Genomic DNA, 24,309 nt, shown 5'->3' with positions numbered 1-24,309 from the left:
GGGCCCGCCCCGCACCACCCTCCCTCCTCCACCGCACACAGTCCACGAGTCGACGAAGGGCACCGAACACACCATGGCATCTCCGGCGAAGACGACAGGTGACGGCACTGGTCTGGTGGAGATGGCGTGGGACCCCATCACCCGGATCGTGGGCAGTCTCGGCATCCACACCAAGATCGATTTCAAGCAGAAGCGCGTCGCGGAGTGCTACAGCACGTCCTCCGTCTTCCGCGGCTACAGCGTCTTCATGCGGGGCAAGGACCCCCGCGACGCGCACTTCATCACCAGCCGCATCTGCGGCATCTGCGGCGACAACCACGCCACGTGTTCGGTGTACGCGCAGAACATGGCGTACGGCGTGAAGCCGCCGCACCTCGGCGAGTGGGTCATCAACCTCGGCGAGTCCGCCGAGTACATGTTCGACCACAACATCTTCCAGGAGAACCTGGTCGGGGTCGACTACTGCGAGAAGATGGTCCGCGAGACCAACCCCGGGGTCCTGGAGCTCGCCGAGCGCACCGAGGCCCCGCACGCCGGGGAGCACGGCTACCGCACCATCGCCGACATCATGCGCTCGCTGAACCCGCTGGAGGGCGAGTTCTACCGCGAGGCGCTCCAGGTCAGCCGCTACACCCGGGAGATGTTCTGCCTGATGGAGGGCCGCCACGTGCACCCCTCCACCCTCTACCCCGGCGGCGTCGGCACCGTAGCCTCGGTGCAGCTCTTCACCGACTACCTCAGCCGCCTGATGCGCTACGTCGAGTTCATGAAGCGGGTCGTCCCGCTCCACGACGACCTCTTCGACTTCTTCTACGAGGCCCTCCCGGGCTACGAGGAGGTCGGCCGCCGCCGGGTGCTGCTCGGCTGCTGGGGAGCCCTCAACGACCCCGAGTACTGCGACTTCACCTACGCCAACATGACCGACTGGGGCCGGCGGATGTTCGTCACCCCCGGCGTCGTCGTCGACGGCAAGCTCGTCACCAACGACCTGACCGAGATCAACCTCGGCATCCGCATCCTGCTCGGCAGCTCCTACTACGAGGACTGGCAGGGCCAGGAGCAGTTCGTCACCCACGACCCGCTGGGCAACCCGGTCGACCCGCGCCACCCGTGGAACCAGCACACCATCCCGGCCCCGCAGAAGCGGAACTTCGACGACAAGTACAGCTGGGTCATGTCCCCGCGCTGGTTCGACGGCAAGGACCACCTGGCGCTGGACACCGGCGGCGGCCCCATCGCCCGCCTGTGGTCCACCGCCCTGTCCGGCCTCGTCGACATCGGCTACGTCAAGGCCACCGGCCACAGCGTGGTCATCAACCTGCCCCGCACGATGACCAAGCCGGAGACCACCTTCGAGTGGAAGATCCCGCAGTGGAGCAACGCCCTGGAGCGCAACCGCGCCCGCACCTACTTCCAGGCGTACGCGGCGGCCGTCGCCCTGCACTGCGCCGAGAAGGGCCTGGAGGAGGTCCGTGCCGGACGCACCCAGACCTGGGAGAAGTTCGAGGTGCCCGAGGAGTCCATCGGCGTCGGCTTCACCGAGGCCGTCCGCGGCGTCCTCTCCCACCACATGGTCATCCGGGACGGCAAGATCGCCAACTACCACCCGTACCCGCCCACCCCGTGGAACGCCTCCACCCGCGACACCTTCGGCACCCCGGGCCCCTACGAGGACGCGGTGCAGAACACCCCGATCTTCGAGGAGAACACCCCGGAGAACTTCAAGGGCATCGACATCATGCGCGCCGTGCGCAGCTTCGACCCCTGCCTGCCGTGCGGCGTCCACATGTACACCGGCAACGGCCGGACCGTGAAGTCGATGCACGTGCCCACCGGCCTGAGCGGACTGGGCGGATGAGCGCCGCCGCCGAACAGGCCGGCCGGCGGGTCGAGGAGGTCCTCGCCCGGCTGGACGGCCCCGCGGACGCCGAAGCCCGCGCCGCTGCCGAGGAGATCGTGCGCGCCCTGATGGAGTTCTACGGCGGCGGGCTGGCCCGCGTCGTCGAACTCCTCGGCCGCCCCGGCGCCCGGCCGCCCGCCGACCCGCTGGAGCCGCTCCTCGGGGACGAACTCGTCGCGAGCCTGCTGACCCTGCACGGGCTCCACCCCGAGGACGCGCCCACCCGCATCGCACGCGCCCTGGCCACTCTGCCGCAGCCCGTGGAGAACGCCGGTTTCGACCCGGCCGGCGGCGTGCTGACGCTGCGTCAGTCCGCCGGGTCCGGCTGCGGCTGCTCCGGCGACCCGGAGTCCGTCCGGCGGGCGGCGGCCGACGCGCTCGCGTGCTTCGCGCCCGAGGTGACGGGCGTCGAGGTGGAGCCGCCCGGCCCCCGCGAGCCCGCGCTGCTCCAGATCGGCACCCGCCCGCCGCTCGCCGGCTCCGGCGGCCGCTCGCCGGCCACCGCCCCGTGAGCGCGCGGCCGCCCGCCGCGGGCCGCCCGCCGGGCGCTGGGGCCCTCACCGGCCTGCGCCGCTTCACCGCACCGCGCCCGCCGCGCGAGGAGCGCTGCGAACTGTGCGGGGCGCGGCTCGCCGGCGAGGACCACCGCCACCTGGTCGACACCGAGCAGCGGGCCCTGGTCTGCGCCTGCGGCCCCTGCGCGCAGCTCATGGACCGCGACCCGGTCATGGACCGCGACCCGGGACCGCGGGGCCGTTTCCGCACCGTCCCCGGACGCGTCCTCACCGACACCCGCCACCGGGTCGACGACCGGGTGTGGGAGGCGCTGCGGGTCCCCGTCTCCGTCGCGTTCTTCTTCCGCAACTCCGCCCTCGGCCGCCCCGTCGCCCTCTACCCGAGCCCCGCCGGGGCGACCGAGAGCGAACTCGACGAGCCGGCCTGGCACACCGTGACCGACGCGACCCGTCTCGCCGGCCTCCTCGAACCCGACACCGAAGCGCTGCTGATGCGCCGCCACGACGGCCGCAGCGAGTGCTTCCTGGTGCCCGTCGACCTCTGCTACGAACTGGTCGGCCGGATGCGGCTGCGCTGGCAGGGCTTCGACGGCGGGGCGGAGGCCCGCGCCGGCCTCGACGACTTCTTCGCCCGGGTGCGCGACCGGGCACGCGAACCCGAGGGGAGCCTGCCGTGACCGAATTCTCCTTCAGCTGCCTGGGCGTCCGTGCCGACGCCTACGCGGCGGGACCGACCCTGGTGTTCCGGCTGCGGATCACCGCCTCCCCCGGCACCCGGGTGCACGCCCTCGCCCTGCGCTGCCAGATCCGGATCGAACCGGCCCGGCGCGGATACGACGACGAGGAGGCCGCCGCCCTCGGCGACCTGTTCGGCGAACGCTCCCGCTGGGGCAGCAGCCTCAACCCCGTGCAGTTCGCCCAGGTGTCCGTGATGGTCCCCGGTTTCACCGGCGAGATCGAGACCGACCTCGCCGTGCCCTGCACCTACGACACCGACATCGCCGCCTCCCGCTACTTCCGCGCCCTCACCGGCGGCGACGTCCCCCTGCTGCTGCTGTTCTCGGGGACCGCGTTCACCGGCGCCGCCGGCTTCCACGTCGAACCGGTGCCCTGGGACAAGGAGATCTCCCACCGGATGCCCGTGAAGACCTGGCGGGAGATGATCGACCAGCACTTCCCCGGCTGCGGGTGGATCAGGCTCCCCGGCGACGCCATGGACGCCCTGCTCGCCTACCGGTCCCGCCACGCCCTCCCGTCCTGGCAGGCAACCGTCGAGCGGCTGCTCGACGAGGCGGGGGAGGGGGCCCGGTGACCGCCGCCGCCTTCGGCCCCGGGACCGAGGAGCGCCTCGCCGTCGCCCGGCAGGTCGCCGACGCCGTCCTCTTCGAGGGCTACGTCCTCTACCCGTACCGGGCGTCGGCCGCCAAGAACCGGCTCCGCTGGCAGTTCGGCGTCCTGGTGCCCCCCTCGTGGAGCGCCGCCGCCGAGGAGCACGACTTCCAGCACACCGAATGCCTGATGGAACCGCGGGCCGGCGCCGAACTCGCCGTCGAGGTGCGCTTCCTGCGCGCCCGGCGGCGCACCGTCGAACGGCGCGGCGAGGACGGCGCGTTCACGCCCGCCGCCGAACTGCGCCTGCCCGACCGGGTGCTGGTCGCCTGGGACGAGGGCGTCGAGGAGACCGTCACCCTGGCCGTCCCGGTCGCCGGACTCGACGGCGACGGCGTGGAGTTCCCCTTCACCCGCCCGGCGGCCGAGGAGACCGAGCAGGTCACCGGAGCCGACGGCGCCGTCGTCGGGCGGCTGCTGCGCCGCCGCGAGGAGATCAGCGGGGTGCTGCGGATCTCGGCCGCCGAGCTCGACGGCCCGTACCGGGTGCGCCGGCTGACCGTCACCGTGGAGAACACCAGCGCCTGGACGCCGCCGCCCGGCGCGGACCGGCACGCGGCGCTGCCGTACTCGCTGGTCGCCACCCACACCCTGCTGCGCCTGGACGCCGGTGCGTTCCTGTCGATGACCGACCCGCCCGAGTGGGCCCGGGGCGCCGTCGCGGACTGCCGCAACCTCCACACCTGGCCCGTCCTCGCCGGCGAGGCGGGACGCGGCGACCTGGTGCTGTCCTCGCCGATCATCCTGGAGGACCACCCGGCCATCGCACCGGAGAGCCCCGGCGCCCTCTACGACGCCACCGAGATCGACGAGATCCTCGCCCTGCGCACCGCGGCCCTCACCGACGAGGAGAAGCGCGAGGCCCGGGGCACCGACGCCCGCGCCGCCGCCGTCATCGAACTGGCCGACACCATGCCGCCCGAGGTCCTGGAGCGGCTGCACGGCGCGGTGCGCGGCCTGCGGGAGGTCACCGGCCCCGAGGAGCCGGCCGGGCCCGGCCCCTGCCCCCTGCCGGACACCCCCTGGTGGGACCCGGGCGGCGACACCGGCGTGGACCCGGCGACGGACCACGTCCTGGTCGGCGGGCACCCGGTGCGCGCCGGAAGCCGCGTCGTACTGCGGCCCCGGCTGCGCCGCACCGACGCACAGGACCTGTTCCTCGACGGGCGCAGCGCCCTCGTCGAGGCCGTGCTGCACGACGTCGACGGCGGTGTGCACATCGCCGTCACCGTCGACGACGACCCCGGCGCCGACATCCGCCGGGAGCAGGGCAGGTTCCTCTACTTCCAGCCCGACGAGGTCGACGCGGGGCCCGACCGGGCCGGCGCGGCCGGCGTGACGGAGGACGCGTGAGCGGGAACGGCGACGGAGCCGCCCGCATCCTGGTGGCCGGCATCGGCAACATCTTCCTCGGCGACGACGGCTTCGGCGTCGAGACCGTGCGGCGCCTCGCCGGCGAGGACCTGCCGCCGCACGTCGAGGTGGCCGACATCGGCGTCCGCGGCGTCCACCTCGCCTACCAGGTCCTCGACGGCTGGGACGTTCTCGTCCTCGTCGACGCCGTCGGCCGGGGTGCCGCGCCCGGGACGCTCCATCTGATCGACGCCACCGCCGACCGCGCGCTGCCCGGCGGGGCGGGCGTACCGCTCGACGGCCACCGGATGACCCCCGACGCCGTCCTCGCCCTGCTGGACACCCTGTGCGCCGGGACGGGCGCCACGCCGCCGCGGCGGATCGCCCTCGTCGGCTGCGAACCGGCCTGTCTCGACGAGGGCATCGGCCTCAGCCCGCAGGTCGCCGCCGCGGTGCCCGGCGCGGTCCGCATGGTGACCGAACTGGTCGACCGGGAATCCGCCCTCCCAAGCCCGATACGGAGAACACCGTGAAGAACAAGAGCACCCTCGCCACCGCTTGCGCCGCCCTCACCGCGGTCGCCGCCGTCGCCGTCGTCGTGGCCGTCCTCCCCGACGTGCGGCGCTATCTGCGCATCAGCAGGATGTGACCCCGCCCGCGCCCACCGGCCCCCGGTGGGCGCGGCTGCACCGAACGGACGACTCCGTCCGGCCCCCCGGCGTGCCGGGCCGCCCCCCGCCCCGCGCCCGTCCTTCAATGGCGGCCGGAAAGCCGCCCCGGGCCATCGGGGCGACGGCGGCGGAACACGCGCCCGGGGCGATGACCACCCCCCGCGCACGGACGGAGACCGATGCACGAGATGTCCCTCGCGCTGGCCGTCGTGGACCAGGTCGAGACGGCCGCGCGCGGCCGACGGGCCCCGGGCGTGCTCAGCGTCCGCCTCGACGTCGGCGAACTGGCGGGCGTCGTCGCCGAATCGCTCGCCTTCTGCTTCGAACTCGCCTGCGCCGGCACCGTCGTCGAGGGCGCCGAACTGATCACCCGCACCGTCCCCGGCACCGCGCGCTGCGAACCGTGCGCCGGGGACTGGGACGTCGGCATGCCGCCCCAACTGCTCTGCCCCCGCTGCGGAGCCGCCGCCGTCGAGCTCGTCTCCGGCCGCGAACTGCTGATCCGCGAGGTCCGCTGGGCCGGCCCCGCCGCGGCCGGCGGACCACGCCGGCCCCAACCGATCACCGAGGAGAACTGAGCATGTGCCGAGCCGTCGATCTCCAGCGTGCCGTCCTCGCCAAGAACGAGGCCGCGGCGGACATCCTGCGCACCGAACTCACCGCCCGCGGCACCACCGTGGTCAATCTGCTCTCCAGCCCCGGCAGCGGCAAGACCGCCCTGCTGGAGCGCGAACTGCGGCTGGCCGCCGAACGGGACGTCACCGCCGCCGCGCTCACCGCCGACCTGGCCACCGAGAACGACGCCCGGCGCCTCGCCCGCTCCGGCCTCCCCGTCAAGCAGGTCCACACCGACGGACTGTGCCACCTGGAGGCCGACATGGTGGCCCGGCACCTCCACGACTGGCTGCCCGACGCCACCCGGCTGCTCTTCGTCGAGAACGTCGGCAACCTCGTCTGCCCCGCCGGCTACGACCTCGGCGAAACGCTGCGCGTCGTCCTCGCCTCCGTCACCGAGGGCGAGGACAAGCCGCTGAAGTACCCCACCGCCTTCGGGCTCGCCCAGCTCGTCGTCGTCACCAAGACCGACCTCGCCCGGGCCGCCGAGTTCGACGAGGCCGCCTTCCGGGCCAACGTCCAACAGGTCAACCCCGGCGTCGAGGTCGTCCTCAGCTCGGTGCGCGACGGCACCGGCGCCGGCGTCCTGCTGGACCGCGCCCTGGCCGCGGCCGGCGGCTCGGCCCACGCCCCGGTGATGGCCCGGGCCGGCGCGTGAGCGCAGCGCGGCCCGCCGCCGGGACGGCCGTCCGGCGCAGCCGGGTGGTCGTCCGGGGCGTCGTCCAGGGCGTCGGGTTCCGGCCCCACGTCTACGCCCTCGCCACCGGGCTGCGCCTGTCCGGCCATGTCACCAACACCGCCGACGGCGTCGTCGCCGAGGTCGAGGGCGACCCGGCGGACGTGGCCGCCTTCTGCGCCGGCCTCGCCCCCGGCGCGCCGCCGCTGGCCCGGGTGGACTCCGTCGAGGCGGCCGATCTGGCCGTCACCGGCGGCAGCGGCTTCACCATCGTGCCCTCCCGGGAGGGCGGCTCCGGCCGCACCCTCGTCCCGCCCGACACCGCCACCTGCGCGGCCTGTCTCGCCGAGCTCGCGGACCCCGCCGACCGCCGCCATCTCCACCCCTTCGTCACCTGCACCCACTGCGGCCCCCGGTTCACCATCGTCACCTCGCTCCCGTACGACCGGGCCCACACGACGATGGCCGGCTTCCCGCTGTGCCCCGACTGCGCGCGGGAGTACGAGGACCCGGCGGACCGGCGCTTCCACGCGCAGCCCGTCGCCTGCCCGCGCTGCGGCCCCCGGCTGCGCCTGGTCACCGCGCCGGGCGGGCCCTGCCCGCCCCCCGGGCCCGGCGAGGATCCGGTGGCCGCCGCGCGCCGGATGCTCGCCGCCGGGGCGGTCGTCGCCGTCAAGGGCCTCGGCGGCTACCACCTCGCCTGCGACGCGACCGACGCCCGGGCCGTCGCCGGACTGCGCCGCCGCAAGGCCCGCGGCGACAAGCCGTTCGCGGTCATGGCGGCCGCCCCCGCCGACGTCGAACCCCTGGTGCACCTCGGCCCCGAGGAGCGCGAGCTGCTCACCGGCACCGTCCGGCCCGTCGTCCTGCTGCGCCGCCGCGACGACCCCGGGCCGCATTCCGGCCCCGTGCCCGCCCCGGCCGTCGCCCCCGGCAGCCCCGACCTCGGCGTGATGCTGCCCTACACGCCCGTCCACCATCTGCTCCTCGGCCTGGGCGCACCGGCCGGACGCGGCCCCCGGCTGCTGGTCATGACCAGCGGCAACCTCTCCGGCGAACCGATCGTCACCGACGACGCCGAGGCGCTCACCCGGCTCGCCGGCCTCGCCGACGCCTGGCTGCTGCACGACCGACCCATCCATGTGCCCTGCGACGACTCCGTCGTCCGCGTCTGCGACGGCGAGCCGCTCGTGCTGCGCCGCTCGCGCGGGTACGCCCCGCTGCCCGTGAGGCTCCCCTTCGACGTCGGCCCGGCGCTCGCCGTCGGCGGCGACCTGAAGAACGCCTTCTGCCTCGGCGAGGGACGCACCGCCTGGCTTTCCGCCCACATCGGCGACATGGACGACCTCGCCACCCAGCAGGCCTTCGCCTCCGCCGAGCGGCAGCTCGAATCGATCACCGGCGTACGGCCCGCGCTGCTCGCCGCCGACGGCCACCCCGGCTACCGCTCCGCGCACTGGGCCCGCCGCCACGCGGCCGGCCGGCCGGTCGTCCCCGTCCAGCACCACCACGCGCACATCGCCTCCGCCATGGCCGAACACGGCCTCGACGGCAGCACCCCCGTGCTCGGCGTCGCCTTCGACGGCACCGGCCACGGCACCGACGGCGCCGTGTGGGGCGGCGAGTTCCTGCTCGCCGACTACACCGGCTTCGCGCGCTTCGCCCACCTCGCCTACGTGCCCCTGCCCGGCGGCGACGCGGCCGTACGGCGGCCCTACCGGATGGCCCTCGCCCATCTGCGCGCCGCCGGCCTGCCCGCCGACCCCCGGCTGAGCTGCGTCCGGGCCTGTCCGCCCGGCGAACTGCGCCTGATCGGGCGGCAGATGGACCGGGGCCTGAACTGCGCGCCCACCTCCAGCGCGGGACGCCTCTTCGACGCCGTCTCCTCGCTCGCCGGGATCTGCCACCACGCCGGCTACGAGGCACAGGCCGCGATCGAACTGGAGGCCGCGGCCCTGCGTGCGCCGGACGCGGGCGAGGACGGCCGCTACACCTTCCGCCTGGACCGGCCCGATAACGGCGGCCCGTACACCGCGGACCCGGCCCCGCTGCTCGCCGCCGTCCTCGACGACGTGCTCGGCGGCACCCCGGCGGCCGTGGTCGCGGCCCGCTTCCACCACGCCCTCGCCCGGCTGGTGCGGACCGTGTGCGCCGCCGCCCGCGAGGCCACCGGTGCCGGGACCGTGGCGCTGACCGGGGGCGTGTTCGCCAACACCGTGCTCTCCTCGGCCTGCGCCCGCGGTCTGCGGCAGGACGGCTTCCGTGTGCTGCGCCACCGCCTGGTGCCGCCGGGCGACGGGGGACTCGCACTCGGGCAGCTCGTCGTCGCCGCCCGCACCACGGCCCGGACGGCCCCCGCCCCGGGAGCCGCGGAGCGACAGTGAGGAGAGACGCATGTGCCTTGCGGTACCCGGAAGGGTCCTGGAGGTGGAGGACCGGGACGGCACCCGGATGGCCACCGTCGACTTCGGCGGAGTGGTCAAGGAGGTCTGCCTGGAGTACCTGCCGGACCTGAAGCCCGGTGAGTACGCCGTCGTCCACGTCGGGTTCGCGCTCCAGCGCCTGGACGAGGAGTCGGCCCGCAGGACGCTGGAGCTGTTCGAGACCCTCGGCATGCTCCAGGAGGAGTTCGGCGACCCGTGGGAGGCGGCCGCCGGGGAGGACGGGTTCGAGCGGCAGGTGCCCGACGGCACCGCCGGAGAGGTGCAGCGGTGAAGTACATCGACGAGTTCCAGGACCCCGCGCTGGCCGGGCGGCTGATCGAGGAGATCCGGGCGGCGGTGACCCGGCCCTGGGCGCTGATGGAGGTGTGCGGCGGCCAGACCCACTCGATCATCCGGCACGGCATCGACCAGCTCCTCCCGCCGGAGATCGAGCTGATCCACGGACCGGGCTGCCCGGTGTGCGTCACTCCGCTGGAGGTCATCGACAAGGCCCTGGAGATCGCCTCCAGGCCCGGGGTGATCTTCTGCTCCTTCGGCGACATGCTGCGCGTGCCCGGCACCGGCCGCGACCTCTTCCAGGTGCGCGGGCAGGGCGGCGACGTCCGGGTGGTCTACTCGCCGCTCGACGCGCTGCGGATCGCCGAGCAGAACCCGGACCGCCAGGTGGTCTTCTTCGGCATCGGCTTCGAGACCACGGCCCCGCCCAACGCCATGACGGTCCATCAGGCCCGCCGGCTCGGCATCCGCAACTTCAGCCTGCTCGTCTCCCACGTCCGGGTCCCCCCGGCGATCGAGGCGATCATGGGGTCGCCGGACTGCCGGGTCCAGGGCTTCCTCGCCGCCGGGCACGTGTGCAGCGTCATGGGCACCGAGGAGTACCCCGGACTCGCCGCCCGCCACCGGGTGCCCATCGTCGTCACCGGCTTCGAGCCGCTGGACATCCTCGAAGGGGTGCGCCGGACCGTGCTCCAGCTCGAACGGGGGGAGCACCGCGTCGAGAACGCCTACCCCCGCGCCGTCCCCGCCGAGGGCAACCCGGCGGCCCGCGCCATGCTGGACGACGTCTTCGAGGTCACCGACCGGGCCTGGCGGGGCATCGGCACGATCCCGGACAGCGGCTGGCGGCTGAGCGGACGCTACCGGGAGTACGACGCCGAACACCGCTTCTCCGTCGAGGGGATCGACACCCGCGAGCCGGCCGAGTGCCGCAGCGGCGAGGTCCTCCAGGGCCTGCTCAAGCCCCACGAGTGCGAGGCGTTCGGCACCACCTGCACCCCCCGCTCCCCGCTGGGCGCCACCATGGTCTCCAGCGAGGGCGCCTGCGCCGCCTACTACCTCTACCGGCGGCTCGACCTTCCCGCGACGAAGCCGGGAGCCCGGGCGCAGAGGACCGGGGCACAGAACACCGAGTCGTACGACACCGCGCCGCGCGGCACCGAGCCTCGGAGCACACGGCCGCAGACGGCCGATCCGCAGAAGACCGCGTCCCTGGAGGGCAGTTCCGTTGTCTGACACCACCGGAGCCGCCGTGCGCCCCCAGGCGCCCGACATGCTCTCCTGGACCTGCCCGGCGCCCCTGAGGGACCAGCAGCGGGTGGTCATGGGCCACGGCGGCGGCGGGGCCCTGTCCGCCGAACTGATCGAGCAGGTCTTCGCGCCCGCCTACGGCGGGCCCGGGCTGAGCGCCACCACCGACGCGGCCGCCCTCGAACTCGGCGGCGCCCGGCTGGCGTTCTCCACCGACTCCTTCGTGGTGCGCCCGCTGTTCTTCCCCGGCGGCAGCATCGGCGACCTCGCCGTCAACGGCACCGTCAACGACCTCGCCATGAGCGGGGCCCGCGCCGCCTACCTCTCCTGCGGCTTCATCCTGGAGGAGGGCGTCGGCATCGAGACGGTCGCCCGGGTGGCCGACGCCCTCGGCGCGGCGGCCCGCACCGCCGGGGTCCGGGTCGTCACCGGCGACACCAAGGTCGTCGAGGCCGGGCACGGGGACGGCGTCTACATCAACACCTCCGGGATCGGGCTGATCCCCGACGGCGTCGACCTGCGCCCCGAGCGCGTCGTCCCCGGTGACGTGGTGATCGTCAGCGGCGACATCGGCGTGCACGGCGTCGCGATCATGAGCGTGCGCGAGGGCCTGGAGTTCGGGACCGCCGTCGAGAGCGACTGCGCGGCGCTCGGCGACCTGGTCGGGGCGATGCTCGCGGTGACGCCGGACCTCCATGTGCTGCGCGACCCCACCCGCGGCGGGCTGGCCGCCGCGCTCAACGAGATCGCCGCCGCCTCGGGCACCGGAGTCGTCGTCCAGGAGCGCGCCGTGCCCGTCCCCGCACCCGTGGCCGGGGCGTGCGCGGTCCTCGGCCTCGACCCGATGTACGTGGCCAACGAGGGCAAGCTCGTCGCCTTCGTCCCGCGCGAGCACGCCGACGCCGTCCTGGCGGCCATGCGGGCCCACCCGCTGGGCGCGGGTGCCGCGGTGATCGGGGAGGCGGTCGAGGCCCACCCGGGGATGGTCGTCGCGCGGACCGCGCTCGGCGGCACCCGGGTGGTGGACATGCCGCTCGGCGAGCAGCTCCCGCGGATCTGCTGAGCGTCAGCCCCAGGCGCCGCGGCCGGTGTCGAGGGTCCAGGTGTGGGTGCAGTTCGGGCACTGCAGATGGACCCTCGGCCCCTGGTTGGAGATCAGGTAGCGCCAGTGCTCCGGGCAGTTGCGCCGCTGCTCGCACGGCTCGCAGCCACGGGTGTCGTCGCACCCGGGACACGCCACCCAGGCGCGGCGGGCCCGGTCGGCGTGCGGATCAATGGGAAGCCGCACGGCCGGGCTCCTGTCCGGGCAGCACACCCGCCGCCACCAGCATCGAGTGGATCCGCCGCTGCTCCGCGTCGAGCCCCGAGTAGAGCAGGGCGTGCGCCTCCTGCTCCGCGCGGAGCACGGCCACCGGGTCCCAGTCGGGTCCGAGCGCCGCGACCACCTCGGCCCGCCTGCGGGCCTCCTCCACGGTGAGGTCGACGGTGAAGGTCAGGTGGTCGGGGTCGGGGCGCTGGTTCATGGCGGTGCTTCCGGGTGAAATCGAACGGGTTCTGCCAGATGTACCAGAGCGGGCGGCGCGCACGACAGGCGCGGCCCGCGGTTGTGGCACACCTCATGCGGGCGCCGGCGCCCCCGCCGGAACCGGGACGGCCGGGGCGGCGTGATCGTTTCCGTGACCCGCAGGAACGACACCGTGCCCGTCGCCGTCCATCTCGTCGCCGTCTGGCTGGCCGGCTGCGCCCTGAGCGCCGTCCAGTCGCAGGCCGTGCTCGTCGGCCTGTTCGCCGGGAGCCTGCCGTGGGCCGCCGGTCTCCTCGCGGTGGTCGCCGCCCTGGCGGTGGCCCTGCTGGCACTGCTGGGGCGTGTGGCGAACGTAGCTCCGTCCGCCCGAAGGGCTGGGCCTGCGGCGGGCCGGGAGGGACTTGCGCAAGACGCCCCAGGCGCCCGTGTCCGCGCGGGGGTGCCGCTCACGGCGGGCCGGGCCGGGCTCTGGGCCTGGGCGGCGGGCGTCTGGGCGCTGGGCACCCTCGGCGCGGCCGCGGTGGTGGTCGGGTACCGCGTCGACCACCTGGAGACCGCACTGCCCGTCCACCTGGCCGGCGGCGCCTGCTACGCGGTGGCCGCCGCGCTCTTCGTCCCCGGGGCGCGCGTCCGGCTGGGCGCCCTCGGGACGGCCGCCGCGCTCGCCGCGGGCGGCGGCTGGGCGGCCCTGGACGCCACCCGGCCGCCCACCCTCGACGAGTGGATCGCCGCCAACGGCGTGGACCGGGCGATGCTGCGGCTCGGGGACCCGCCGCCGGGCTGGACCGTGCAGGTGCTGGGCGCGAGCGAGGACGGCTTCGGCGCCGACTACGAGCGGGCCGGCTCGCCACGGCTCCACCTCGGTGTGGCCCGCGCGGGGCAGGACCACCGCCGCGCCGACGCGGCGGGCTGCCCCGTCCCCCTCGGCGACCCGGTCGTCTGCACCGACGACGGCGGAGGACGCCTGCTGGTGGCCTGGGGAGGCGACCGGCCGTACCGCGAACTGCGCCTGGACGCGGGCGGTCTGGTCCACACGGTGACGCTCGACGGCCCCGGGGCGGACCTCGCCGCCGCCCGCCGCATCCTGTCGCTGCTGCGCCCGGCGACCGACGCCGAACTCGCCGGACTGACGGAGCTGCCGATGCGCCGCTGAGCCGTGCGCGGGGCCGTCCGCGGAGCGGCGTCGACCCCGTGTGACGTGCGGCGACGCGCGCGACCCGGGCCCGGTCGGGCGGCGGCGGGCCGCATAGGATGCGCGCATGGAACAGCGGGTACTCGGCAGGACCGGCCGCGACGTCTCCGTCGTCGGGCTCGGCACATGGCAGTTGGGCGCCGACTGGGGTGACGTCGCCGAGGGCGACGCGCTCGGCGTCCTCGACGCGGCGGTCGAGGCGGGTGTCACCTTCTTCGACACCGCCGACGTCTACGGCGACGGACGCAGCGAGCAGTTCATCGGCCGCTATCTCCGCGAGCGCCCCGACGCGGGGGTGTTCGTCGCCACCAAGATGGGCCGGCGCGCCGACCAGGTCCCGGAGAACTACGTCCTGGACAACTTCCGCGCCTGGAACGACCGTTCGCGCGCGAACCTCGGTGTGGACCGGCTCGACCTGGTGCAGCTCCACTGCCCGCCGACCGCCGTGTACTCGTCGGACGAGGTCTTCGACGCGCTGGACACGCTGGTCGCGGAGGACCGGATCGCGGCGTACGGCGTCAGTGTGGAGACCTGCGCGGAGGCGCTCGCCGCGATCGCCAGGCCGGGTACCGCCTCCGTGCAGATCATCCTCAACCCGTTCCGGCTGAAGCCGCTCGACGAGGTGCTGCCGGCGGCCGCCGACGCCGGTGTCGGCATCATCGCGCGGGTGCCGCTCGCCTCCGGTCTGCTGTCGGGCAGGTACACCGTGGACACCGTCTTCGCGGCCGACGACCACCGGACGTACAACCGCCACGGCGAGGCGTTCGACCAGGGGGAGACGTTCTCCGGCGTGGACTTCGCCACCGGTGTCGCTGCGGCGGCCGAGTTCGCGGAGATCACCGGCCCCGAGCGGGCGCCGGCGGCCGCCGCGCTGCGCTGGATCGTCCAGCAGCCGGGCGTGACCAGCGTGATCCCCGGCGCCCGGTCCGCCGACCAGGCCCGCGCCAACGCGGCCGCCGCCGCGGCGCCGCCGCTGCCCGGGGAGACGCTGGACGCCGTGCGGGACCTGTACGACCGCCGCATCCGCGCCGGGGTGCACCACCGCTGGTAGCCCGCCAACGCGGCCGCCGCCGCGGCGCCGCCGCTGCCCGGGGAGACGCTGGACGCCGTGCGGGACCTGTACGACCGCCGCATCCGCGCCGGGGTGCACCACCGCTGGTAGCCCGCCGGCGCGGGGGCGCGGCGGCGGGCGGCGCCCCCGTGATCGCCGAATTAGGTTAGCCTTGCCTTCGTTTCGGTCGGAGGGGTGGCCGAAGCCATTCGTCCACACCGTTTCGGGGGGCCGGCCGTGCAGGCTGAGGCTGACAGGTCCGGGCGCGGCGTCATCCGCCGCGCCGTCGCCGGACAGCGCCGCGACGTCGCCGTCGGATCGGTGCTCGGCGCGGCGCACCAGATCGGCGAGGCGCTCGTCCCGGTCCTCATCGGCCTGATCGTCGACCGGGCCGTGATCCGGCCCGACGGGGCGGCCCTCGCCGGCTGGCTCGTGGTGCTCGCCGTCGTCTACGCCATGCTGTCGTTCGGCTTCCGCTTCGGTGCCCGGGCCGGCGAACGCGCCGCCGAACAGGCCGCCCACCGGCTGCGCATGGACGTCGTCGGCCGGGTCCTCGCACCGCACGCCGGCGCCGAGACCGGCCGCCCGCCCGGCGCCCTGGTGAACGTGGCGACCGAGGACGCCCGCCGGGTGGGCTCGCTCAACATGGCCCTCACCCTCGGCATCTCCGCCGTCGTCGGCGTCGTCGCGGGAGCCGTGCTGCTGCTCCGGGCCTCCCTCCCGCTCGGACTGCTGGTGCTGGTGGGCGCCCCGGTGCTGATGGCCCTCGGGCACCTGCTGGCCCGTCCGCTGGAGCACCGCAGCGAGGCCGAGCAGGAACGCGCCGCGCACGCCTCCGGCGTCGCCGCCGACCTGGTCGCCGGCGTCCGGGTGCTGAAGGGCCTGCGGGCCGAGGCCACCGCCGTCGGCCGCTACCGGGCCACCAGCCGGGCCTCGCGGGACGCGAACGTGCGCGCCGCCCGCGCCGAGGCCCTCCAGACCGGCCTGATGCTCACCCTGACCGGCGCCTTCATCGCCCTGGTCGCCCTCGTCGGCGGACGGCTCGTGCTGAGCGGCTCCATCGGCCTGGGCGCCCTGGTGTCGGCCGTCGGCCTCGCGCTCTTCCTGCCCGGCCCGATCAGCGTGCTCGCCCGCGTCGGCGCCGAGTTCGCCAGGGGCCGCGCCTCCGCCGCGCGGATCGCCGACGTGCTCGCCTCGCCCGGCGAGACCGGCGGCGGCACCGGCCGGCCCGTCACCCCCGCCGCCGGCGAACTGCGCCTGCGCGGGCTCGGCCACGGAGGGCTCGACGCCGTCGACCTCACCGTGCGGCCCGGCGAACACCTCGGCGTGGTCGTCACCGACCCCGCCCACGCCGCCGCCCTGCTGCACTGCCTGGCCCGGCGCAGCGACCCGGACCGGGGCAGCGTCGAGCTCGACGGCGTACCGCTCACCCGGCTCGCCCCCGAGGCCCTGCGGTCCGTCCTGCTGGTGGCCGAGCACGACGCCCAGCTCTTCGCCGGCACCCTCGCCGAGAACGTGACCGCCGCCGCGCCGCCGGACACCGACCCGCGGCCCGCCATGGAGGCCGCGGCCGTCGACGAGGTCGCCGCCGCGCTCCCCGGCGGCACCGCGGCACAGATCGGCGAGCGCGGCAGCTCCCTCTCCGGCGGCCAGCGCCAGCGGGTCGCCCTGGCCCGCGCCCTGGCCGCCGACCGCGGCGTCCTGGTGGTCCACGACCCGACCACCGCGGTGGACGCCGCCACCGAGGCACGGATCGCCGCCGGCATCCGCCGCGCCCGGGCCGAACGCACCACCGTCCTGGTCACCAGCAGCCCGGCGCTGCTCGCCGCCACGGACCGGGTGGTCCTGATCGACGGCGGCACCGTCACGGCCGATGCCCCCCACCAGGAACTCGTCCGCTCCCATCCCGTCTACCGCGCGGCGGTGCTCACATGACCACGGTCTCCGGCATACCGGACGCCTCCGACGCCCCCGGCGCCGGAGGTCCGCCCACCGCCGAGGACACGCCCGCCGGCGAGGGCAGGGAACTGCTGCCCGTCGCCACGGCCGCCCGCACCCGGGCGGCGCTGCGCGACCTCGTCCGGCCGGACCGCGCACGCGCCGCCGCCGGCCTCGGCGTGCTGGTCGCGGCCACCGCGGTCGGCCTGCTCGTCCAGCCGCTGCTGGGCCGCGTCGTCGACATCGTCGCGGACGGCCGGCCCGCCGCCGCGCTCACCCTCCCGGTGGTGCTCCTGCTGCTGGTGGCCGTCGCCCAGGGCGCGACCACCACCTACGGGCTGACCCAGGTCGCCCGCCTCGGCGAGACCGTCCTCGCCCGGCTGCGCGAGCAGTTCGTCGAACGCGCCCTGCACCTGCCCGCGGACCGGCTCGAACGCGCCGGAGCGGGCGATCTGACCGCCCGTGTCACCGGGGACGTCGCCCGTGTCGCCGAAGCCGTCCGCTCCGCCCTCCCCGAGATGGCGCGCTCCGTCCTCACCATCGTCCTCACCCTGGTGGCGATGGCCCTGCTGGACGTCCGCTTCCTGCTCGCCGCGCTCCTCGCCGTGCCCGTCCAGCTCCTCACCGCCCGCTGGTACGTGCGCCGGGCCCTGACCCTCTACGCGGACCAGCGCGTCGCCAACGGAGCCCAGCAGCAGCAACTGCTGGAGACCATCGGCGGCGCCGCCACCGTTCGCGGCCACCGGCTGGAGGACGAGCACACCGAGCGGAGCGCCGCGCGCTCGCGCACGGCCGTCGGCCTCACCATGCGCAGCGTGAACCTGGTGCTCGGCTTCTACGGCCGTCTGCACGTCGCCGAGTACATCGGTCTCGCCGCCGTGCTCGTCACCGGATACCTCCTGGTCGGCGACGGAGCCGTCTCGGTGGGCACGGCGACGGCCGCGGCCCTGTACTTCCACAGCCTCTTCGGCCCCGTCAACGCGGCGCTGGTGCTCCTGGACGACGCGCAGTCGGCCGCCGCCTGCCTCGCCCGCCTGGTCGGCGTCACCGACCTGGGCCGGGCCGCCGGGGACGGCGCTGCCCCGGGTGGCTGCTCCGCGCCGGCTGATGGCTCGGCCCCGGGTGAGGGTTCTGCCCCGGGCGACGGCCCGGCCCCCGCCGCCGTCCCCGCGCAGCGCACCGGCCCCGGACCCGAGGCGGCGTCCGCTCCCGGGCCCGCGCCCCGGTCCGCGGCCGCTCCCGGTTCCGAACCCGCGCCCCGGTCCGTGGCCGTCACCGTGGACGCCGTCGGCCACGCGTACGGCGCGGGCCGCCCCGTGCTGCACGACGTCTCCCTCACCCTCGCCGCCGGGGAGCACGTGGCCCTGGTCGGCACCAGCGGCGCCGGGAAGTCCACACTCGCCCGGCTCGTCGCGGGCGTGCAGCGGCCCACCTCGGGCACCGTCACCGCCGGCACCGCGGGCGCCGCCTCCGTCGCGCTGGTGACGCAGGAGGTCCATGTGTTCACCGGCACGCTCGCCGACGACCTCCGGCTCGCCCGCCCCGGCGCCACCGACGCCGAACTGCGGGCCGCGCTCGCCACGGTGGACGCCCTCGCCTGGGCCGAGGCCCTGCCCGGGGGGCTCGCCACCGCCGTCGGCGAGGGGGGCCACCGCCTCGACCCGGCGCGCGCCCAGCAACTCGCCCTCGCCCGCCTCGTCCTGGCCGACCCCGAGGTCGCCGTGCTCGACGAGGCGACCGCCGAGGCGGGCAGCGCGGGCGCCCGCCACCTGGAGCGCTCGGCCGCCGCGGCCCTGGCCGGCCGCACCGCCCTCGTCGTCGCCCACCGGCTGACCCAGGCCGCCGCCGCGGACCGGATCGTCGTCATGGAGGCGGGCCGCGTCGTCGAGAGCGGCACCCACGACGAACTGCGCGCGGCGGACGGTCCGTACGCGACGCTCTGGCGCGCCTGGTCCGGCAGCCGCGACGCACCCCGCTCCTGAAGCCACCGCCCCGCCGCCCCGGCCCGGGGTGTCGCGGCCGGGGCGGGAACGGCGGTGCGTAGGGTGCCAAGGGCACCGAGGCGGATGCCGGAGCGGCCGGCGCACCCGGTGCGCCGTGCGCGGCGCCGCCGTCCGAGCCCCCGTCCCCGCAAGGAGCGTGAGCGGCATGGCCCGTACCCGCCGTCTGATCCTCAGCACGCCCGCCGAGGTCTGGCGTCTGCTCTCCGACGGCCACCGCTACGGCGAGTGGGTCACCGGCACCCGCCAGGTGACGCGCGCGGACCCGCACTGGCCGGACGTCGGTGCGCGGCTGAGCGTACGGGTGGGCGTCGGGCCGCTGACACTGGACGACACCTGCGTGGTGCGCATCAGCGAGCCGGAGCGGCGGCTCGAACTGGAGGCGAAGGCCGACCCCTTCGGGGCCGCCCGCATCGCCATGCGCCTGCTCCCCTGGGGCGGGAACACCCTCTTCACCCTCGACTGGCACGCGCTCCGCGGCCCCGGCACCCGGATGCACGGCCTGCCCGTGGACTACCTCGTCGCCATCCGCAACGGCATGATGCTGACCAAGCTGGCCAGGATCGCCGTGCGGGAGCACGCACTCAGGGGGTGAGCCGCCCGCCGCGCGCGGCCCGAATACGAGCCCCGCGGGGCCGCTGCCCGTACGTCACACGCGAGCGAACAGCTCGTCGAGCGGTGCGGGGACCGGCCCCGGGCCGAGGGCGTCCACCAGGAGGTGGCCGTAGCGGATCTTGCGGCCCTTCTTCGTGCCCAGGAAGCGCCGGAGCTGCTCGTGCACGGGCCGGCCCTGCTGGGCCGACTGCCGGGTGAAGGTCAGCCAGGGGCGCAGATCGCCCTCGGTCCGGACGATCTCCTCGACCCGGGCCGTGCCCAGCGCGCGGATGAGTTCGTCCTCCAGGTCCTTCGCGCACACGAACACGTCCCGGCGCGGGGCACGGGCCCGCTCCAGGGCGCGGCCGTAGTACGGGCGCTCGTTCTCGTCGCACAGCCCGGTCAGGCGCAGGTCCAGTCCGGCAGGCCCGAGGATGTCCGCGTAGCGGCCCACGCTCATCGCCCCGCCCATGGACAGCACGCACACCCCTTCGGCCCCGAGGTCGCGCCCCCGCCGCCGGGCCAGCGTCTCCACGGCCGCGAAGTCGCTCGGCCCCTCCAGGAGCACCACCGTCCGCACCCGCAGGCGCGCCGCCAGTTCACGAGCCCGCGCGGCGCACTCCGCGGCCCGCGGGGCCGTACCGGCCGCCGCCCACTCGGTGACCGCGTCCCGGAACGCGCGCACATCAGCCATGGGGCGAGTCTGCACCCTCGCCCGCGGCACGTCACCGGGATTTCCGGGCCCCTGCGGTGCCCGGTCGCGCCGCGCTTCCCCCGCCCCGCCGGGTGCCCGGTCGCGACGTGCGTCCCCTGCCCCGCCGGGTGCCGCCGTGCCCTCCCGCCGCACCGTCCCCGCCGAACGTGCCACCGCGCCGTCGACGCCGCGGCGTTCGTTCCGTGCTCCGTCCCGTGTTTCGTTCCGTGTTTCGTTCCGCGGCCGCCCGGACCGCACCGCGGGCCCCGGCAGGCCGCTGGACGAACAGCAGGTGTGCCGCGGGGATTCAGGGTGAGGAGACCGGGGGACGGGCCGACAGCCGTTGTGATCCACCGTCGAGGGAGAGCCATATGACAACGTTCAGCGACGGCGTGCTGCCGGACCGCCGGTGGGTCGCCCGGCGGGTGATGGCCCATCAGGTCCGGGAGGGCCGCCGGATCCCGGTGTCCACCACGCTCCGCTACGACACCCGCGACCCGTACGCGATCGAGTTCACCTTCCACGTCGCACGGGGCATGGACGTCGTCTGGTACGTCGACCGGGGCATGCTGCACGCGGGCGTCGACGCGCCCGCCGGAACGGGGGACGTCCGGGTCTCCCCGGCGCACGCCGACCACGTCCTGCTGAGCCTCGAACGGGACGGGCACCTGGCGCTGATCATGATGGAACGCGGCCCGCTGGTGCGACTGCTCAGGGAGACGTACGCCCTGGTCGACCTCGGCGGCGAGAGCGCCCACCTCGACTGGTCCCCGGTGACGGACGCCCTGGCCTCGTGACGGCCCGCCCGGTCCGCCCCCGGCCCGGCCGGCGGGCGGGCGGTCCGGGGGCGGCGCGCCCGGTCACCGGCCGCCGTCGTCCCGCGCGGACGGCTCACGACGCTCCAGCCGCCCCAGCGCGGCGCGCGCGGAACGGGGACGCCGGAAGGCGCCCCGCCAGGGGCCGTCGTCCAGCCGGTCGAGGACGCCCGACATCGTGAAGCTGCGGGCGTCGATCCCGCCGTCCGCCACCTCCGCCCACCGCAGCGGCGCCGCCACCGGCGCGCCGTCGAGGGCGCGCACGGCGTACGGGGCCACCGCCGTCTGGGCGTAGGCGTTGCGCTGGACGTCGAGATAGAGCCGGTCTCCGCGGGCCTCCTTGCGGGCGGCGGTGGTCAGCTCGTCCGGATGGCGCGCGACGAGCACCTCGGACGCCGCCCGTGCCAGCCGCCGCACCTCGTCGAACGGGGCGCGCCGGTCCAGCGGGACGACGACGTGCAGGCCCCGCGACCCGGTGGTCATCACGGCCGAGGGCAGGCCGATGCCGTCCAGGAGTTCCCGCAGCCGGAGCGCGGTGACGCGGACGGGGCCGAACCCCTCGTCCGCCGGATCGAGGTCGAAGACCATGCGGTCGGGGTGGTCGGGGCGGTCCGCCCGGGAGAGGAAGCGGTGCGGGGTGATGCAGGCCTGCCCGGCGAGGTAGACCAGCGAGGGCGCGTCGTCGCACACCGGGTACACCACCGTGCCGCCCTCCTTCGGCAGCTCGACGCGGTGGAACCACTCGGGGAAGTACGCCGGCACCTCCTTCTGCATGAACACCTGCCCCGTGACACCGTCGGGGCGGCGCTCCAGCATCAGCGGGCGCCCGGCGAGGTGGGGGACCATCGCACCGGCCACCCGCCGGTAGTACTCCGCCAGCCCGGCCTTGGTGATCCCGTCGTCGGGGAAGAGGATCTTGTCCGGACGGCTGACGGCCACCGTGCGCCGCCCCGCGCGGATGCGCTTCTCGGTGCTCATGCCCGTACCGCCGTCTGTGCCGTCGCGTGCCGGCCGCACACCCGCGGACCCCGCGGTGCCACGGCCCCGTCCGATGACAGCGGGTACCCCCGGGGCCCGGCGCCACGCATGCCGCCGCCCCGCGACCCGGCAGGTCAGGGGTACGTGCGGAGGGTGTCGGACGGCGACACCCCGTAGACGTCCCGGTAGGCGGCCGCGAAACGCCCCCGGTGGGCGAAGCCCCACCGGGTGGCGATGCCCTGGACGCTCGACGCGTCCGCCGCGGACGCCCTGAGGTCGCCGTGGGCGAGGGCCATGCGCACCCGGCGCAGATGGCCGAGCGGAGTGGTGGACGCGTGCCGCCGGAACGCGTACTGGACCGCGCGGGGGGTCACGCACACGGCCGTGGCGATGTCGGCGAGGCCGATGTCCCGGTGCGCGTTCTCCTCGATGAAGGCCATCGCCCGGCGCAGCGTCGCCGTCCCCGCGTCCCGGCTGTCCGCAGGCCGCGGCCCGTCGTCCCGCAGCGTGCTGGGCAGGGCGGCGAGGGCGACCGCCGCCAGGTGCCGCGCGGCGGTGGACACCACCAGGCCGTCGACCGCCGGCGCGGGACCGCCGAGCACGGTGTCGCGCAGGAAGGCCACCGTTCTGCCCAGGCGCCGGCCCGCCTCGGCGTCCACGGGTCTCTGCCCGGTGAACCGGACGGGGACGTCGTGCCCGCCGGCGGTGCCCGCGACCTCGTCCAGCAGCGCGGTGTCGAACATCGTGATCGTGTACCGGGCGGCGCGCACCTCGCCCGCGTACGCCCGGTCCGGCAGCGCGACCATGAAGGTGTCACCGGGGCCGTGCAGCTCGTCGCGGCCGCCGGTGGTGTCCCGGACGACGCCGCGGTGCATGGTGATCAGACAGATCTTGTCCAGCGGCCCCGCGTCGTACGACAGGGTGTAGTCGAAGTCCAGCTTGTCGACCAGCAGCCCGTCGGCCGCGCTCCGCTCGATCCGCGCCCCGGTCTTCCGCGGCCGGCCGCCGATCCGCATGGGCGTGTACGCGCGGCAGAGGAAGTCCTCCGTCACGTCCAGCCGATTGCTGTGGAAGGCGAGTGTCTCGATCACGGTGCTCCCCCTGTTCGCCCAGTGCACTCGGACACCCCCGTCCGACCAGACGGTACGCCTCCCGGGCCCGGACGGGAAATCTCCGTCAAGGGAACGGAAGGGACGAACGGGCAGTTCAGAGGGCGGATGCCGCGGGGGATGCGGGTCCGGGGACGGGACCGGAAGCGGATGCGGACGCGGGGACGGACGCGGCGGCCGCGGCCAGGGCGCGCAGCCGGGGCGCGACCTCCTCGCCGACCCGGTAGGCCTCCTCCAGATGCGGATAGCCGGACAGCACGAACTCCTCGACGCCCAGATTGCGGTACTCCCACAGCCGTGCGGCGACCTCGTCGTGCGAGCCGACCAGCGCGGTGCCGGCCCCCTCGCGGACCAGGCCGATCCCCGCCCACAGGTTCGGCGCGACGGTCAGCCGGCCGGCCGAGCCGCCGTGCAGCGCCGTCATCCTGGCCTGTCCGGTGGACTCCATCCGGGCGAAGCGCTCCTGGGAGGCGCGCACCGCCTCGGGGTCCAGTCCGGCGAGGATGCGCTCGGTCTCCCGCCAGGCGTCCTCGGCCGTGTCACGGCTGATGACGTGCAGGCGCAGCCCGAAGCGCGGCGCACGGCCGTGGCGGGCCGCCTTCTCGCGCAGTCTGCCGATCCGCTCGGCCACGGCGGCCGGCGGCTCGCCCCACAGGAGCTGCACGTCCGCGTGCCGGGACGCGACCTCCTCGGCGGCGGGTGACGCGCCGCCGAAGTACAGCGGGACGGGCGCGTCGAGGGCAGGTTCGTGCAGCCGGGCGTTCTCCACCCGCACATGACGGCCCGCCAGGTCCACCTGCCGGCCCGCCAGCAACTCCCTGACCACGTGCATCAGTTCACCGCTGCGCGTGTACCGCTCGTCCTTCGGCAGCAGGTCGCCGTAGGCGCGCTGCTCGGCCGGGTCGCCGCCGGTGACGATGTTGAGGGCGATCCGGTCGCCGAACAGACGCCGGAACGTGTCGGCCTGCTGGGCGATCAGGGTGGGCTGGGACAGCCCGGCGCGGAAGGCCACGAGGAAACCGATCCGCTCGGTCTGCGCGGCCAGCGCCGGGGTCAGCACCCAGGGGTCGACGCAGCCCAGCCCGACCGGCGTCAGCAGCTTGTCGAACCCGGCCCGTTCGGCCGCCCGCGCGACCTGGGCGAGATAGCCGACATCGGCCCGGCGCCGGGTGGCGGCGGCGGTGCGTCCCTGCACGGCGGTGACACCGCCGGGGTCGCGGCCGTCCCCGCCGGTCGGCAGGAACCAGTGCAGTACGGGCGCGGCGGACGAGGGCATGCGGGGAGCCACCTCACGGGAGTCGGGACACGGCGGGGTGACCACCG

Annotated in this window: 25 protein-coding genes; 19 read left to right on the top strand and 6 right to left on the bottom strand. The window is 75.6% G+C overall.

Features of this window, described 5'->3' with window-relative positions:
• The first annotated feature begins 73 nt into the window (after positions 1–73).
• The 13 genes from JE024_RS03115 (at position 74) to hypE (ending at position 12,153) form a co-directional block, all read left to right on the top strand.
• Complete coding sequence (locus tag JE024_RS03115) at positions 74–1,858, top strand: nickel-dependent hydrogenase large subunit (protein ID WP_205372085.1); 1,785 nt, start codon at positions 74–76, stop codon at positions 1,856–1,858.
• Entirely contained in the window at positions 1,855–2,412 is a 558-nt protein-coding gene (locus tag JE024_RS03110; protein ID WP_205372084.1) for a NifU-related iron-sulfur-binding protein, read from the top strand. The genes JE024_RS03115 and JE024_RS03110 overlap by 4 nt, the downstream gene beginning before the upstream one ends.
• The gene (locus tag JE024_RS03105; protein WP_205372083.1) at positions 2,409–3,092 is read left to right on the top strand and encodes a DUF5947 family protein; all 684 of its coding nucleotides are present in this window, start codon (positions 2,409–2,411) and stop codon (positions 3,090–3,092) included. Before JE024_RS03110 ends, JE024_RS03105 begins: the two co-directional genes overlap by 4 nt.
• Positions 3,089–3,727, top strand: coding sequence for a DUF6084 family protein (locus JE024_RS03100; RefSeq protein ID WP_205372082.1), 639 nt, complete (start codon positions 3,089–3,091; stop codon positions 3,725–3,727). Before JE024_RS03105 ends, JE024_RS03100 begins: the two co-directional genes overlap by 4 nt.
• Positions 3,724–5,157, top strand: coding sequence for a hypothetical protein (locus tag JE024_RS03095; RefSeq protein WP_205372081.1), 1,434 nt, complete (start codon positions 3,724–3,726; stop codon positions 5,155–5,157). The genes JE024_RS03100 and JE024_RS03095 overlap by 4 nt, the downstream gene beginning before the upstream one ends.
• Positions 5,154–5,690 carry a hydrogenase maturation protease gene (locus tag JE024_RS03090; protein WP_205372080.1) on the top strand — a complete coding sequence of 179 codons (537 nt, stop codon included), beginning with the start codon at positions 5,154–5,156 and terminating at the stop codon, positions 5,688–5,690. The genes JE024_RS03095 and JE024_RS03090 overlap by 4 nt, the downstream gene beginning before the upstream one ends.
• A complete protein-coding gene (locus tag JE024_RS42245) occupies positions 5,687–5,806 on the top strand; it encodes a DUF6893 family small protein (protein WP_372449761.1) in 120 nt (39 codons plus the stop codon). The genes JE024_RS03090 and JE024_RS42245 overlap by 4 nt, the downstream gene beginning before the upstream one ends.
• Positions 5,807–6,007: 201 nt before the next feature.
• Entirely contained in the window at positions 6,008–6,406 is a 399-nt protein-coding gene (locus JE024_RS03085; protein ID WP_205372079.1) for a hydrogenase maturation nickel metallochaperone HypA/HybF, read from the top strand.
• A 2-nt stretch (positions 6,407–6,408) separates the two neighbouring features.
• Positions 6,409–7,101, top strand: coding sequence for a hydrogenase nickel incorporation protein HypB (gene hypB, locus JE024_RS03080; RefSeq protein ID WP_205372078.1), 693 nt, complete (start codon positions 6,409–6,411; stop codon positions 7,099–7,101).
• Positions 7,098–9,503, top strand: a complete 2,406-nt coding sequence (hypF, locus tag JE024_RS03075) for a carbamoyltransferase HypF (RefSeq protein ID WP_244882565.1) — start codon at positions 7,098–7,100, stop codon at positions 9,501–9,503. The genes hypB and hypF overlap by 4 nt, the downstream gene beginning before the upstream one ends.
• A 10-nt stretch (positions 9,504–9,513) precedes the next feature.
• A complete protein-coding gene (locus JE024_RS03070; RefSeq protein WP_205372077.1) occupies positions 9,514–9,834 on the top strand; it encodes a HypC/HybG/HupF family hydrogenase formation chaperone in 321 nt (106 codons plus the stop codon).
• Positions 9,831–11,075, top strand: coding sequence for a hydrogenase formation protein HypD (gene hypD, locus JE024_RS03065; protein ID WP_244882564.1), 1,245 nt, complete (start codon positions 9,831–9,833; stop codon positions 11,073–11,075). The genes JE024_RS03070 and hypD overlap by 4 nt, the downstream gene beginning before the upstream one ends.
• Positions 11,068–12,153 carry a hydrogenase expression/formation protein HypE gene (gene hypE / locus JE024_RS03060; RefSeq protein ID WP_372449760.1) on the top strand — a complete coding sequence of 362 codons (1,086 nt, stop codon included), beginning with the start codon at positions 11,068–11,070 and terminating at the stop codon, positions 12,151–12,153. The genes hypD and hypE overlap by 8 nt, the downstream gene beginning before the upstream one ends.
• 3 nt (positions 12,154–12,156) lie before the next feature.
• Here hypE and JE024_RS03055 read toward each other — a convergent pair whose 3' ends face one another.
• On the bottom strand, positions 12,157–12,378 hold the full coding sequence (locus JE024_RS03055) for a hypothetical protein (protein ID WP_205372076.1): 222 nt from the start codon (positions 12,376–12,378) through the stop codon (positions 12,157–12,159).
• Entirely contained in the window at positions 12,362–12,613 is a 252-nt protein-coding gene (locus JE024_RS03050) for a DUF6400 family protein (RefSeq protein WP_205372075.1), read from the bottom strand. The genes JE024_RS03055 and JE024_RS03050 overlap by 17 nt, the downstream gene beginning before the upstream one ends.
• Positions 12,614–12,766: 153 nt before the next feature.
• Here JE024_RS03050 and JE024_RS03045 point away from each other — a divergent pair, with 153 nt between their 5' ends.
• The 5 genes from JE024_RS03045 to JE024_RS03025 all read left to right on the top strand — a co-directional run bounded on the left by JE024_RS03045 (position 12,767) and on the right by JE024_RS03025 (position 19,391).
• Positions 12,767–13,768 carry a hypothetical protein gene (locus JE024_RS03045; protein WP_205372074.1) on the top strand — a complete coding sequence of 334 codons (1,002 nt, stop codon included), beginning with the start codon at positions 12,767–12,769 and terminating at the stop codon, positions 13,766–13,768.
• A gap of 106 nt (positions 13,769–13,874) precedes the next feature.
• Positions 13,875–14,858: an aldo/keto reductase gene (locus JE024_RS03040; protein WP_205372073.1), complete on the top strand. Its 984-nt coding sequence runs from the start codon at positions 13,875–13,877 to the stop codon at positions 14,856–14,858.
• A 237-nt stretch (positions 14,859–15,095) separates the two neighbouring features.
• Positions 15,096–16,793: an ABC transporter ATP-binding protein gene (locus tag JE024_RS03035; protein WP_205372072.1), complete on the top strand. Its 1,698-nt coding sequence runs from the start codon at positions 15,096–15,098 to the stop codon at positions 16,791–16,793.
• Positions 16,790–18,778 (top strand): ABC transporter ATP-binding protein, encoded by a 1,989-nt coding sequence (locus JE024_RS03030; RefSeq protein ID WP_205372071.1) that lies wholly within the window; start codon positions 16,790–16,792, stop codon positions 18,776–18,778. Before JE024_RS03035 ends, JE024_RS03030 begins: the two co-directional genes overlap by 4 nt.
• 166 nt (positions 18,779–18,944) lie before the next feature.
• The gene (locus JE024_RS03025) at positions 18,945–19,391 is read left to right on the top strand and encodes an SRPBCC family protein (protein ID WP_205372070.1); all 447 of its coding nucleotides are present in this window, start codon (positions 18,945–18,947) and stop codon (positions 19,389–19,391) included.
• A 54-nt stretch (positions 19,392–19,445) separates the two neighbouring features.
• Here the strand turns inward: JE024_RS03025 and JE024_RS03020 are convergent, their stop codons facing one another.
• Positions 19,446–20,084: a TOPRIM nucleotidyl transferase/hydrolase domain-containing protein gene (locus JE024_RS03020; RefSeq protein ID WP_205372069.1), complete on the bottom strand. Its 639-nt coding sequence runs from the start codon at positions 20,082–20,084 to the stop codon at positions 19,446–19,448.
• A gap of 371 nt (positions 20,085–20,455) precedes the next feature.
• Here JE024_RS03020 and JE024_RS03015 point away from each other — a divergent pair, with 371 nt between their 5' ends.
• On the top strand, positions 20,456–20,881 hold the full coding sequence (locus JE024_RS03015) for an SsgA family sporulation/cell division regulator (RefSeq protein WP_205372068.1): 426 nt from the start codon (positions 20,456–20,458) through the stop codon (positions 20,879–20,881).
• Between the two features lie 63 nt (positions 20,882–20,944).
• Here JE024_RS03015 and ligD read toward each other — a convergent pair whose 3' ends face one another.
• The 3 genes from ligD to JE024_RS03000 all read right to left on the bottom strand — a co-directional run bounded on the left by ligD (position 20,945) and on the right by JE024_RS03000 (position 24,262).
• Complete coding sequence (ligD, locus tag JE024_RS03010; protein WP_205372067.1) at positions 20,945–21,877, bottom strand: non-homologous end-joining DNA ligase; 933 nt, start codon at positions 21,875–21,877, stop codon at positions 20,945–20,947.
• Positions 21,878–22,011: 134 nt separating this feature from the next.
• Positions 22,012–22,968: a helix-turn-helix transcriptional regulator gene (locus tag JE024_RS03005; protein ID WP_244882563.1), complete on the bottom strand. Its 957-nt coding sequence runs from the start codon at positions 22,966–22,968 to the stop codon at positions 22,012–22,014.
• Positions 22,969–23,083: 115 nt separating this feature from the next.
• Complete coding sequence (locus JE024_RS03000) at positions 23,084–24,262, bottom strand: LLM class flavin-dependent oxidoreductase (protein WP_205372066.1); 1,179 nt, start codon at positions 24,260–24,262, stop codon at positions 23,084–23,086.
• Between the last annotated feature and the right edge of the window lie 47 nt (positions 24,263–24,309).

The organism is Streptomyces zhihengii, assembly GCF_016919245.1.
Classification (GTDB): domain Bacteria; phylum Actinomycetota; class Actinomycetes; order Streptomycetales; family Streptomycetaceae; genus Streptomyces; species Streptomyces zhihengii.
The sequence above is the reverse complement of the archived record's forward strand: the minus strand, read 5'-3'. Positions and strand labels throughout refer to the sequence as shown.